The organism is Robertmurraya mesotrionivorans, from assembly GCF_050971805.1.
In the GTDB taxonomy this organism is placed as follows: domain Bacteria; phylum Bacillota; class Bacilli; order Bacillales; family Cytobacillaceae; genus Robertmurraya_A.
Map to the genome: position 1 here is coordinate 79,316 of NZ_JBPCCH010000003.1, position 12,559 is coordinate 91,874.

General features: G+C 35.5%; 11 protein-coding genes. 1 reads left to right on the top strand and 10 read right to left on the bottom strand.

Going from position 1 to position 12,559, the window contains the following annotated elements; translation table 11 throughout:
• Nucleotides 1–31: 31 nt before the first annotated feature.
• Both ACRX5O_RS06840 and ACRX5O_RS06845 read right to left on the bottom strand, forming a co-directional pair.
• The gene (locus ACRX5O_RS06840) at nucleotides 32–811 is read right to left on the bottom strand and encodes an enoyl-CoA hydratase-related protein (protein WP_433905275.1); all 780 of its coding nucleotides are present in this window, start codon (nucleotides 809–811) and stop codon (nucleotides 32–34) included.
• An 18-nt stretch (nucleotides 812–829) separates the two neighbouring features.
• Nucleotides 830–1,684: a 3-hydroxyacyl-CoA dehydrogenase family protein gene (locus ACRX5O_RS06845; protein ID WP_433905276.1), complete on the bottom strand. Its 855-nt coding sequence runs from the start codon at nucleotides 1,682–1,684 to the stop codon at nucleotides 830–832.
• A gap of 389 nt (nucleotides 1,685–2,073) precedes the next feature.
• Here ACRX5O_RS06845 and ACRX5O_RS06850 point away from each other — a divergent pair, with 389 nt between their 5' ends.
• On the top strand, nucleotides 2,074–3,060 hold the full coding sequence (locus ACRX5O_RS06850) for an alpha/beta hydrolase fold domain-containing protein (protein WP_433905277.1): 987 nt from the start codon (nucleotides 2,074–2,076) through the stop codon (nucleotides 3,058–3,060).
• Nucleotides 3,061–3,120: 60 nt separating this feature from the next.
• On the opposite strand, the gene ACRX5O_RS06855 is transcribed toward ACRX5O_RS06850, so the two are convergent.
• The 8 genes from ACRX5O_RS06855 to ACRX5O_RS06890 all read right to left on the bottom strand — a co-directional run bounded on the left by ACRX5O_RS06855 (nucleotide 3,121) and on the right by ACRX5O_RS06890 (nucleotide 12,434).
• Nucleotides 3,121–5,352, bottom strand: a complete 2,232-nt coding sequence (locus ACRX5O_RS06855) for a helix-turn-helix domain-containing protein (protein WP_433905278.1) — start codon at nucleotides 5,350–5,352, stop codon at nucleotides 3,121–3,123.
• A gap of 208 nt (nucleotides 5,353–5,560) precedes the next feature.
• Nucleotides 5,561–6,289 (bottom strand): ABC transporter ATP-binding protein, encoded by a 729-nt coding sequence (locus ACRX5O_RS06860; protein ID WP_433905279.1) that lies wholly within the window; start codon nucleotides 6,287–6,289, stop codon nucleotides 5,561–5,563.
• The gene (locus ACRX5O_RS06865; RefSeq protein WP_433905280.1) at nucleotides 6,289–7,056 is read right to left on the bottom strand and encodes an ABC transporter ATP-binding protein; all 768 of its coding nucleotides are present in this window, start codon (nucleotides 7,054–7,056) and stop codon (nucleotides 6,289–6,291) included. The genes ACRX5O_RS06860 and ACRX5O_RS06865 overlap by 1 nt, the downstream gene beginning before the upstream one ends.
• 6 nt (nucleotides 7,057–7,062) lie before the next feature.
• A complete protein-coding gene (locus ACRX5O_RS06870) occupies nucleotides 7,063–8,100 on the bottom strand; it encodes a branched-chain amino acid ABC transporter permease (protein ID WP_433905281.1) in 1,038 nt (345 codons plus the stop codon).
• Nucleotides 8,101–8,116: 16 nt separating this feature from the next.
• Nucleotides 8,117–8,989 (bottom strand): branched-chain amino acid ABC transporter permease, encoded by an 873-nt coding sequence (locus ACRX5O_RS06875; RefSeq protein ID WP_433905282.1) that lies wholly within the window; start codon nucleotides 8,987–8,989, stop codon nucleotides 8,117–8,119.
• A gap of 106 nt (nucleotides 8,990–9,095) precedes the next feature.
• Nucleotides 9,096–10,268: an ABC transporter substrate-binding protein gene (locus tag ACRX5O_RS06880; protein WP_433905283.1), complete on the bottom strand. Its 1,173-nt coding sequence runs from the start codon at nucleotides 10,266–10,268 to the stop codon at nucleotides 9,096–9,098.
• Nucleotides 10,269–10,837: 569 nt separating this feature from the next.
• Nucleotides 10,838–12,001, bottom strand: a complete 1,164-nt coding sequence (locus ACRX5O_RS06885; protein ID WP_433905284.1) for a serine hydrolase domain-containing protein — start codon at nucleotides 11,999–12,001, stop codon at nucleotides 10,838–10,840.
• A 91-nt stretch (nucleotides 12,002–12,092) separates the two neighbouring features.
• Nucleotides 12,093–12,434 (bottom strand): hypothetical protein, encoded by a 342-nt coding sequence (locus tag ACRX5O_RS06890; RefSeq protein ID WP_433905285.1) that lies wholly within the window; start codon nucleotides 12,432–12,434, stop codon nucleotides 12,093–12,095.
• Between the last annotated feature and the right edge of the window lie 125 nt (nucleotides 12,435–12,559).

The window sequence follows — 12,559 nt, forward strand, 5'->3', positions numbered from 1 at the left end:
TTATGGATACTTCATTTGATACAATCTTTCCTTACTTTCCTGCAAAAATTGGTTTTCTCTTTTCTATAAATGCTTGTAATCCTTCCTTTCGATCCTCTGTTGAGAAAGCGTTTGCAAAACAAGTGCTTTCAATAATTAAACCAGATTCAAGATCCGTGTTCCCTCCAGTATTAACGGCTAATTTTAACATTTGTAGAGCCACTGGTGGTTTTTGGGCTAACTTTAGAGCCCATTCCTGTGCTATATCAAGTAAGTCTTCAGGCGGGACTACTTTGTTAACTATGTTTAGTTCTAAGGCACGGTAGGCATCAAACATCTCTCCAAAGTAAAGAAGTTCCTTCGCTACTCCCTGACCAACAATTTTTTGCAAACGCTGTGTGCCGCCCCCACCAGGAATAATACCAAGACCTACTTCAGGGAATGCAAACTTAGCTTTACTTGAACTAATCCGTAAATCACAAGCAAGTGCTAGCTCTAATCCCCCACCAAGAGCTAGACCATTTATTGCTGCAATAACAGGCTTTGTTAAATTTTCAATTTTTGAAAAAACCATTCTTGAAATTTTGTTCATCTTATTAATTCCAACAAGGCCAAGGTTAGCCATTTCATTGATATCAGCACCTGCAACAAATGCTTTTTCTCCACTTCCAGTAAGGATAATTGCCCGCACCTCATCATTTGCCTCAAGCTCAGCAAATATAGTATTTAATCCTTGAAAAACTTTTGTATTCAAGGGATTTACAGGTGGTCGGTTAATTGTAACAACAGCCACATTTTTGTTAATCTCACATAGTAAAAATTCATAACTCATTCTCTTTTCCTCCATTCATTATTCGTAATCGTAAAATCCTGCACCTGTTTTCTTCCCATATCTTCCTGCTCGAATAATTTCCTTTAATAGAAGTGGTGGTGCATAAAAATTGTTATTAAACTCTTTTTTAAAATACTCCATTACATGGTAACCGATATCTACTCCAGCAAAATCTTGAAGCTCAAATGGCCCCATTGGGTAATTCAATCCCAGTTTCACTGCTTTATCAATATCTTCATAAGAGGCCACTCCCTCTTGAACTAGTTTGATCGCTTCGATAAACTGTGGAAGCATAATACGATTTACAATAAATCCTGGTGAGTCTTTTTTTACTTCAACTGGTTCTTTTGCTAGTTTTATAGATAGGGCTTTCAATTCTTCTACCGTTTCATCACTAGTCTTATATCCACGTACCACTTCAACTAGCTTCATGATTTGTGCAGGATTAAAAAAATGCATTCCTGCTACTCGTTCAGGACGAGTGGTTGCCGATGCAATCTCAGTGATTGACATAGAGGATGTGTTTGTCGCGATAATGACACCTTCACGGACAATTTGATCGAGGCTTGAGAATACTTCCTTTTTTAAAGTTAAATCCTCGATAACCGCTTCAATTACGATATCAACATCCTTCAAATCCTCTAATTGAGTGGTTGTTTGTATACGACTTAATGCTTCTTGTTTCTGTTCTTCTGTTAATTTTCCTCTTGAAACACTTTTATCCATAAACTTACTCATTCGATTTAAAGCGTTTTCTAAAAATCGCTCCTCAATATCTCTTAATACAACATTGAATCCATTAATTGCAGCTAGGTTTGCAATACCCGTCCCCATGGATCCAGCTCCTACAACACCGATTGTTTGAGTGGTCATTGTCGCAACTCCTTTTTTTGAATTTTTAATAATTTCTGTAAATTTATTATAACTAATAATGATTGTTTCCTTGTACCTACACTATGTAGGAAAATACTTATGATTTTTCGTCGTATTATAGTAAAGAATTTATCTTCTTATAAAACCTTATATTTTTATTTTTGCGTAACCCGAAATACTATACTGTCAACTATCAATTTATACGAAAAACTACTTTTTTTTCCCTCTTTAATGACCTTATTTTTCAAGATAAATACACTTATATTTAGCATAAGGTTTCTAATCCTATAACGATCTATAAATTCTTTATAAGGAAAGGAGGATGTTATTAAATTCAACAAATCTGAAAGCGTTTTAATGATAGATTTAATAACTAGGAGGAATGACTAATGAATTTTAAGAAAAGGACCTTTTTCATTACGGTTTTATTAACACTTCTTCTTTCTACTTCAGTTATTGCAGGTGCCTTAAACAGCACAAGTAAACAGCTAGAGGTACCCATTCAAAAATTATCTGTTAGCTTAATTTCTGATGTTGTTTATTCTCAACCATCTATTTTTGGATATCCAAATTATCCATTAGAAATGGATATTTTAAAACCTAATAGTAAAGATCAGCTCCCAGCAGTTGTATTTATTACTGGTGGAGGGTTTATGGCAGCTAACAAAGACAATTATTTGCAACAAAGAATGGACATTTCTGAAGCTGGGTATGTTGTTGCTAGTATTGAATATAGGGTAACTCCTCAGAGTACTTTCCCTGCACCACTAGAAGATGTTAAGTCTGCTATTCGCTATTTACGTGCCAACGCTGAAAAGTATGGAATCGATCCTAATCAAATTGCTGTCATGGGTTCTTCTGCAGGTGGATATCTTGCTGCATTAGCAGGTACAACAAATGATATAAAAGAGTATGACAAGGGTGATTTCCTCGATGAAAGCAGTAAAGTCAATGCCGTTATAGATTTGTACGGACTTTCAGATTTAACAAAAGTAGGGGAAGGATATTCGGAAGAAGTGCAAGAAATTCATAAGTCTCCTTCAGCCCCGGAAGCTATGTGGGTTAATGGGGCAGCAGTATTTGGACCGGGCGGTTCCATTCTTGACAATCCTGACAAGGCTACAAAAGCAAATCCAATTTCTTATGTAACAAAAGATGACCCTCCTTTCCTACTAATGCATGGTGATCAAGACACGCTAGTTTCACCGAATCAAACACATATTCTCCATGAAGCATTAATAAATAAAGGGGTAGATTCAACTCGTTATGTTGTAAAGGGTGCTGGTCACGGTGGAGATGTATGGGCTCAGCCAAAAATTGTTAATCTTATAATTGACTTTTTAGATTCACATTTAAAGGGAAAAGAAAATAAATAGTTAGAAAAACGGCCAATAATCTTATTAAAAGACTATTGGCCATTTTTTAGATTGCAACTTTCATCTTAATAAGACGTTTCTCTCTATTTCTTGCCCATACATATCATGAAGTTTTAAAGCTAGCATTAGATTAAATCTCACTTCTGCATCACTTAACTGGACATCTAATAGAGATTCTATTCTTTCAAGGCGATATAGCAAAGAACTTCTATGTATATAAAGCTCTTCAGCTGTATTTTTAACATTCCCATTATTTTGCAGAAACGTATGAAGAGTATTGCAAAGATCGGTATTTTTCCCTTCTGAATAAGATAGGAGCCGTCCAAGTTGTTTACTTACAAACAGGGCAACTTCCATGGAGTAGTTCAAGTGATGAAGGATCGCATATGAGCCAAGTTCATCAAATAGCATATAACCTTTTAGACGTAATCGGCTGTTGACAATATTTAGTGCCTGAATGGCTTGCTGATAACTTAAAAAGTAGTCTTGTATGTTACTTGTCTTTCCTCCAATCCCCATAAACACTTTGCACCTTATATTGGTTTCTCCCACCCACTTGTTGATCTTCGTATAAAGTAATTGCCAAAATTTTTCCGATTGTGTACCTTCATTTTCACATGGAATTATTAACACATTTTTCTCCTCATGGGTTGCCGTTATGATGGCATGATCCTTTTCTAGTAAATGTGATTTAATATAATCCCATACAAGGTTCTTTTTCGACTGTTGCTCAAAAAGGTTGGATCCTTTTACTTCATCTTGATCCAAAATTATAGACAAAACGCATAGTTGATGGCTTTGAAAAAGGTCCCATTGAAAAACATTTGCAAACTGTAAAATCCCCTCTTTATCTTCTATTTGTTTAGATAATAATTTACTAATAAAACTATCTTTTGTCTGTTCTTTTGCATCTAGTACGATTTTTTGCTTAATAAATTGGAGTGAATATATATTACGAGCAAGTTCAATCGTTAAACGATCAATCTCATCCATTTCTTGACCCAATCTGCGTACGGCAAGATATCCTAGTAAACTTCCTCCCCCATGTACCATCAAGAACGAAAAAAAGGCGGAGGGATCGTCTGAATCCTTAATTAAAAAGTAGTCTGGACTACTTAATTTCCCCTTTTCTTTTTGCACAATTTCGGTAAGTTGATCGAGAAGCTGAACCTGATTGATTCTATTATTCATATGGACTGAAATTGGCTGCAAAAAACGATCAAATAAAATCACTGGATTTTGAAATAGATTCGAAAGCATTGAGGTAATGCCATCAAAACCATCCACTTCTATTGTTTCTTTTACAAGCGCTTGTTGGAAATCTAAAAGAAATTGGAGGCGATTTTTATGCTCCTTCTCACTGTTAAATAGTCGTGCATTTTCTAAAATGGTCGCTACATGGTTAGATAATAGCTCTAATAGTCTTAAGTCATTTTCCGTAAAAACATCTTCTTTATTGTTCTCGATATGCAATACTCCAATTGTACGTAATTCTATGATTAAAGGGATGGTTAGTTGAGTGCCTCCAGGCTTCTCGAGAAATGGAAAATATTTATTCAGCATATAATTATCTTCAATCATAATTGTATCAGGATGTTGTTTCTCTCCATAGGAAGGCGGTTGGAATATAAAACAATTTTGCTTTTCGTCATATAAATAAATACAAGCAAAATCAGCATTTGTTCCTTTTCCAGCTCTTAATGTTAACTCTGCAATGTGCTTTTCAATAGGAGCATTAAGAGAAAGGTTTTTGCCAATCCATTCAATCCCTTCGATCTTTTTTAACTGTGATTTCTTTTCCCTAGCCATTTCCATTGCCACAGCAATATCTTTTCCAAATTCTTCAAAAGGAGCCTCCATTTCTAATAGTGGAACATAGTTTAGGAACCCAATGATACAAAAACCTAAATTGGAATCGCTTTCATACAAAGGAACAGTAAACCATGTTTTTATTTTTGCCTCTTTAAGTACTTTAGATAAATTACAGGTTTCAGGAGGATCAGCGTTTTCATTCGTTAGGCTTTGTCGGAGAAGTCTGCTAGAGCAATACTTTTGTTCAAGGGGAAAATAATTGGTCAGTTCTGGTACGTTTCCACTCCAAGCTTTTGTCACAAAGGTTCCTGTTTCATTTAAAATAACCCCTACAAAATCACAATATAGCTCACTTTGAAACGAAGCTGTCAAATATTGTAGTACTTCCTCTTCAGTATCAAACTTTACTAGTTGTCTGGCAGTTGATCGTAAATGATTTTCTAATTTTTTCATAAGGCGATCTTTTACTGTATTTGGCATAGCTCATTCCCCTCATTTTAAAATTACTACTTTTATAATAAATCTATAAAAAACTATTAATTTTCGAAAACAAAAAATTTTCAAAATTTACTAACTAAAAATACTATACTCCTTTTTTAGTAAACAGTAAAATCCCATAGATTACTCTTTGGGATTAATAGCTGAAACTTTTCTATCTATTTATTTATCTTCTATTCGTCGTTTTTTCTTATGCTCCTGCTGACTTAATGCCAATATAAGCTGAGATCACCTGAGGATTAGAGCTTATTTCGTCTCTTGTTCCATTTATAATCATTCTTCCCTGATCAATGACGTAGGCTTGGTCACACACTTTAAGTGCAGCTTTCACATTTTGTTCTACTAATATAACCATTGTTCCTAAATCCTCTTTAATTATCATTAATGTATCAAGTATTTCATTTACTATTTTCGGCGCAAGACCCATGGAAGGTTCATCTAGAAGGATGATTTTAGGATTTGACATCAATCCCCTACCAATGGCTAACATTTGCTGTTCCCCACCACTTAAATTTCCACCAAGGTTTTTTAAATGTTTCTTTAAACCAGGGAACATATCAAGTATTTTCGTTAAATTTTCTTCTGCTAGCTTCTTCTCCTTATAATATTTCGAAAACATTCCAAGCAATAAATTTTCCTTTACAGTAAGGTTAGAAAAGATTTGTCTGCCTTCCGGAACGAGACTTAAGCCTTTTTCAACTACCTTATTAGCTGGATAGCCGCTTATAACTTCATTTTCAAGAGTAATCGTTCCAGATGTTGGCCGATAAAGTCCAGCAAGCGTATTTAACAGCGTACTTTTCCCAGCACCGTTTGCACCGATAATTGAGACAATTTGTCCTTTTTCCACCTGAAAATAGATCTCATGAAGAATTTTTATTTTTCCAATATGGGTACTTACGCCATCAACCTTCAGCATTAGACAACCTCCTCTCCTAGATAGGCAGCAATTACCTTTGCATTTTGTTGTATTTCTTCAGGAGTTCCTTCCGCGATCTTCTTTCCAAAATCAAGGACGATTATACGATCAGCAAGCTCCATCACCGTCGCCATCTTATGTTCAACAAATAAAAAGGAACTACCTTCTGATTTCAACTTTTTAATATAACCTGCCATTCGACTGGTTTCGTAATCATTCAAACCTGCCATTGGTTCATCTAACATAATTAAATCTGGTTTATAAACAATGGCTCTTGCAAACTCCAACTGCTTTTGAAGGCCATATGATAACTGGCCTGCCTGATCGAACATTAATTCTTCTAGGCCCACTAAATGAATCGCATCTAATGCTAGGTCATAGGCAATTCTTTCATCTTTTAAAACCCTTGGGAGTCGGAAGGCAACATTCACGACATTGGTTTTCAACCTGACATGAGCACCCATCATTACATTTTCAAGGACAGTCAAATTGTGAAAAATTTGTAAATTCTGGAATGTCCTTGATATCCCTAAGTGAGCTAGTTGGGGAATCTTTTGTCCTGTCAATTTATTTCCTTTGAAGTTTACTTCTCCATTTGTCGGAGAAAGAAAACAAGAAATCATATTAAATAAAGTTGTTTTGCCTGCACCGTTTGGTCCAATGACTGCTACGATTTCTCCAGCTCCTACATCAAAACTGATATCAGAGACCGCTGTAACTCCACCAAATTGTTTTGTTAATCCCCTTACTTCAAGTAGTTTTGACATGACCTATTAAACTCCTTTTTGAGAAATCATATCTTTATGAGCCTTTACACTTACTTTCTTTTTGTGCTTAAGCTTTTGAATCGGTTTCGAAATAACATGCATCAGCCCTTTTGGTAAAAACATCATAATCAAAATAATAATTAATCCGTAGACAACAATCTCCACTTCTCCACTAATGCCAAAATAAGTGTGTCCTACAAAGCGAATGATCTCATTCAAAAACATAATAACTGTTGTTCCTAGAATCGCACCCCAAACGGAGCTTGCGCCTCCAACCATTACCATAATTAAAAACAAAATTGATTTTGTTATATAAAATGTAGGTGGAGCAACAAAGGTAATATAGTGTGCATACATACTTCCTGCTAGCGATGCAAAAGCAGCACTTAATGCAAAAATAGCAACTTTATAATTCTCCACTTTCACTCCAAGTGTCTCTGTTGCTATTTCACTGTCATGAATACTTCTTAACACTCTACCTACATGAGAGCGGACGATATTTAGTGATAATAATAGAACAAGTAAAGCAGCCCCCCAAACAAAGAAGTAGAAAAATAATTTATCTGTAAGCGGTACTCCAAATAAAGACAAGGAGGGTATGCCTATTAAACCAGCTGCTCCGCCTGTCAACTGATTCAGACCTAATATTAAAATATAAAATATGATGTTAATTCCAAGTGTTGCAAGAGCTAAAAAATGACCTTTCAATTTTAAAATTGGTATTCCAATTATATAAGCGATAAAAAAAGTTGTAACCATTCCTATAATAAGTGCTAACCAGGGAGAAAGCTGAAAACTAGTAGTTAACACACCCGACGTGTAAGCTCCTATTCCAAAGAAGGCTGCATGCCCGAGGGATATTTGTCCTGCATAGCCAATTAACAGACATAAACCTAGAGAAACGATTGAATAGATTCCTATTAAAATTAAAATGGTAAAAATATACGAAGATTTTACTACGAAAGGTAAAATCAAAATAAGCCCCACTAAAAATAGGAAAGGTTTCAATCGATTTCCATATAAGACTTTTTCCAGCTTCGACATATATATTCCCCCCCTACTAAACTCTTTCACCTGAAGCTCTTGCAAATATTCCATTCGGTTTAAAAAATAAAACAAGGATCAGTACGAGAAATGTTATCGCATCACTATAAAACGTGGAGATAAAACCTCCAGAAAAGGTTTCCAACAAACCGACAAGTAAAGCACCTGCTACAGCCCCTGGAATACTATGCATTCCACCAATGACCATCCCAACAAATCCTTTAACACCAATTAGAAATCCCATTTCATAAGTTGCGTCAGTAATAGGGGTAATCAAAATACCAGCAATTGCCCCTAATGCGGCAGCCAAAGTGAAAGCCAAGGCTGACATGGTACTTGTATTTATCCCCATAAGTTTTGCGGCACGTGGATTCTTTTCACAAGCTCTTAATGCGGAACCGATATAGGTTTTTTCAAAGAATACGTATAGTACAGCTAACAGGATCAATAAAACGATGAAAATAAAAATACTTTGTGGGTTGATAACAGCACCCATAAAATGAATAGGTTCCATTTTAATTAAGGGAGCAAGTTGCTTCGGATTGGTCCCCCATATAATTAATCCCATCCCCTTTAAGAAGGTGGAAATTCCTATTGTAATAATGATTAAGATAATGACTGATGTATTTCTAGCATGTAGAATAGCCGTACGTTCCACTATTAACCCTATGGTAGCTGAGATAAGGATAGCTAAAATAATAGATGCATACATTGGTAGCCCTGCATTCACAAAAGTAATACAAGTCAGCGCACCAATCATCGCAAATTCACCCTGGGCAAAGTTTAATATTCCGGTAATGTTATAGACAGTCACAAAACCGATTGCTAGTAAAGCATAGATACTTCCAACTGTTAGCCCCGTTACGATATATTGCATGAGTAATTCCATGGAGGTACTCCTTTCTTAATACCAATGGCAGAACCTATGTTTCTGCCATTGGTCTTTTTTATTCTTACGGTTTAGATACTCTATAAAAAACAACGTTGGAACTATTCTACTCATAATACTTCCATTCATTATTCTCAATACCAAGAACTGAAAATCCATCTTCATAAGGTCCTACATAATCGGATTGTAATTCGAATGAACCCGTTAACCCAGAGTACTTATTGACTTCTGTCTGTAAGTAATTATGAATATCTTCAGAGGTAGTATTTCCTGCTTTAATCGCCTCAATTAATAGATTGAACCCATCCGCTGCATGTGCGGTAAAATTATCAGGATCACTATTAAACATTGTACGATAATCCTCACGGAACTTTTCTAATCGGTCTTTTTGCTCTCCATTTGGTAACTGATCAACAACACTTAATTTACTACCAATTACGTAGATATTTTCATTATTATCTTTCACTTGGTCTAAGAACCCTTTATTTGCAGAGGCAGAAGATTGAATCATAGGGATATCAAACCCGAGAGCTTTAAAATTACGAGCTACGATTCCAGCACCTGGTGTTCTTGACCAAACGATTACAGCCTCCGGATTCTCTTTCCGAATATTTGTTAATTGAACCGTCATATCCGTAGCAGTTGCATCAAATTCCTCATGTGCCACGATTTTTATGTCATTTTCTTTTGCTACCTTTTCAAAGGAAGGGAGACCTTCTACCCCAAACCCATCACGGGCATTAATCCAGGCTACTTTTGAAATATTATTTTCTTTTAAGAATTTAATTATTAAGCTCGCATTCGTTAAGTTACTTGGTGCCATTTGAAAAATATCTTTCGCTTCAGGATTAACAGGAGCCACAGTCATTAATGGTATTCCCGCACTAGAAATCTTTGGTAAGATTGCCATTGAGGTACTAGCTTGAGTAGCACCTACAACCGCAACTACCCCTTCTGAGATTAATTTGTCTGTAGCAATTACAGCTTTTGTATCGTCCGTTTCATAGTCTTGCATAATAATTTCAATTTTCTTTCCATTGATTGATCCTGCTTCATCTAATTGCTTCTGGATGAGCTTCACATAATTCGCCTGAGTTTTTCCTAAAGTAGACGCAGGACCGGTTTCGGCAAAAATAGCTCCAATTTTTATAACCTCTTTTTCACCGTCACCATCTTTTTTATCATTACTGCTAGAAGTTTCCGTGTTACAAGCAGACAAAGCTATGACTAAAATTAACATCAAACTAAACGAACAAATAGATTTACAAAACTTTTTCATCTTTAGTCCCCCTTTTAATCATGTTTAATTGCAACATACCGAATCTCCTATAACCCAGAAAGTAAAAATAGTTCGAAAATAATTTGTGTTAATAAATAAAAAAACTTTATCTTTCACCTCCACTAAAAAAACTCAAACAGTTAACTCCCATTATTTTGTATCCGCTTTCAAAATATCCAAAAGAAATAACCAAGAACCTTTAAGGAATACAGTCCAAAATAAGCGGAGAGGAAATATTCAAGAATGTTCAGAAATATCTGTAATTAGATTATAATTGATGGATATTTTTAAAAATACCTACACGATAAACTAAAAAACAAGATCATTTTCATCATTTTTGTGGAGAAACTATGATTTATAAACTTTTTTATAGTAGAATTGTGAAACTCTCCTAATAGTAATAATTTGACTTTAAGAACTTCCAACAGGTTTCTTCATAGAAAAACAAGAAAGCAGGGGAATATACATTAAGTCCCCTGCTCCTTACATATTCATATATATAAAATAGTTGCCCCTGCCAAGGAATTTCATTGTAACACATACTCAGGGTAAACCAAGCACTTTCTAATTTATAATGCCCCATAAATTACTGATCGAAGCCGTGGTTGATGGTATGCTTCAAAATTAGGAAACATTTGCTGCATATATACGGCTGACAGTTTCTCTTTTGGATCGATTAATACCCATGTTCCCGCTAAGCCAGACCATCCAAACTCTCCTACTGAACTATTGCTCCCGGCTTCAGCAGGATTCATTAATACTCTGACTCCTAATCCATATCCATAACCCTTAAGATATTCCCAGTTATAGTCTGAAAAATGCTCAGGTTGTAAATGGTTTCTGGACATTAGTTCTACAGTTTTCCGACTTAATATTTTCACCCCGTCAAGCTCGCCGCCATTCGCGAGCATATGAGCAAAGCGACTATAATCATCTAGAGTTGATAGCAACCCAGCTCCACCGCTTTCGAACATGGTTCCGGGCTGGTAATTCCCATCAATTAATCTATTTTTAGTTAATACACCGTTTTCACTTCGATCATAGAGACTACAAAGACGATCACTTTTCCCCTCTGGAATCTTAAAGAATGTGTCCTTCATTTCAAGTGGGTCAAAAATTTCATCTTTTAAAAACTCGCCGAATGTTTTTCCTGACAGAACTTCCACTAATGCACCTAAAATATCATGGCTAAAGCCGTATTGCCATTTCGTACCTGGATCAAAGGCTAGTGGAATCTCTGCAAGCATTTTGGATAGGGATCGAGTGTCGAATTGATTAGTATCTCCGCTTTCCATGACACGTTTCAAAGCCTCTTTCACCTGACGCTCTGTTTCGTTCCCATCCCCTTCATAAGTTAATCCAGATGTCATAGTGAAAAGATCTTTCACTTTAATAGAACTAGAAGCAGGAGAAGTGTATATTTCCCCTGATTCATTTTTTCGGTATACGAGCGGATTTTTAAATTCAGGCAGGTAATTCTCAATCGGGTCATTAAGTAAAAACAACCCACGTTCATACAGCTTAAGAGCAGCAACACAGGTAACCACTTTTGTGTTTGAATAAATTCGATAGATGGTATCAAGTGCAATTGGTTTTTCCGTTTCTACGTCTTCGTATCCTATGTAATCCTCAAACACCTGTTTACCTTGATGATAGACTGAGCATGCACAACCAGCAGGACCTTTTTCCACAAAACTGTTAAGTAGTGTACGTAATTGGGGGCTCCATTCCAATGAGTTCCTCTCCTTATCAATCTATTGTTTGAAAGCGCTCCACACACACTACTATTATAGTCTTTTTGTCATTCTTAGGTAAGTGAATAGACTAATGAATTTGAAAAGAATGGCTAAGATTCTTAAGTGTATACAGTCTGGCTGTCAATATAAACAAATCATTGTAGTTATGTTGTACATACTCATCAATTGTGGTGAGTCCTTTTTGAAAACTATCAACTAAATAGTATGTGTACTTTCCATCCCATTCAAACTGGTTGATTCTATGAAGTTCATCCGCAATAATTTTAAATTTATATTCGTTCATAAATAGTTTTACTTGATACATTTTATCTGATTCGACCATGAAGCTGTTTTTATGCTTTTCAACATACCGAATAAAACCCTTTATATTTTCAGCGAGTAGAAGTGCTTTTTGCATCTCATGGATCATACCCTTCATCTCCTTAGAAATACTATTAAGAAAAGTGTATGAGTGAAGATGTTCTTGTAACACTAATAATCGAGATTATTATTCTAGAGGGAATACTTATATAATTTTCTGAACATTTAATCATT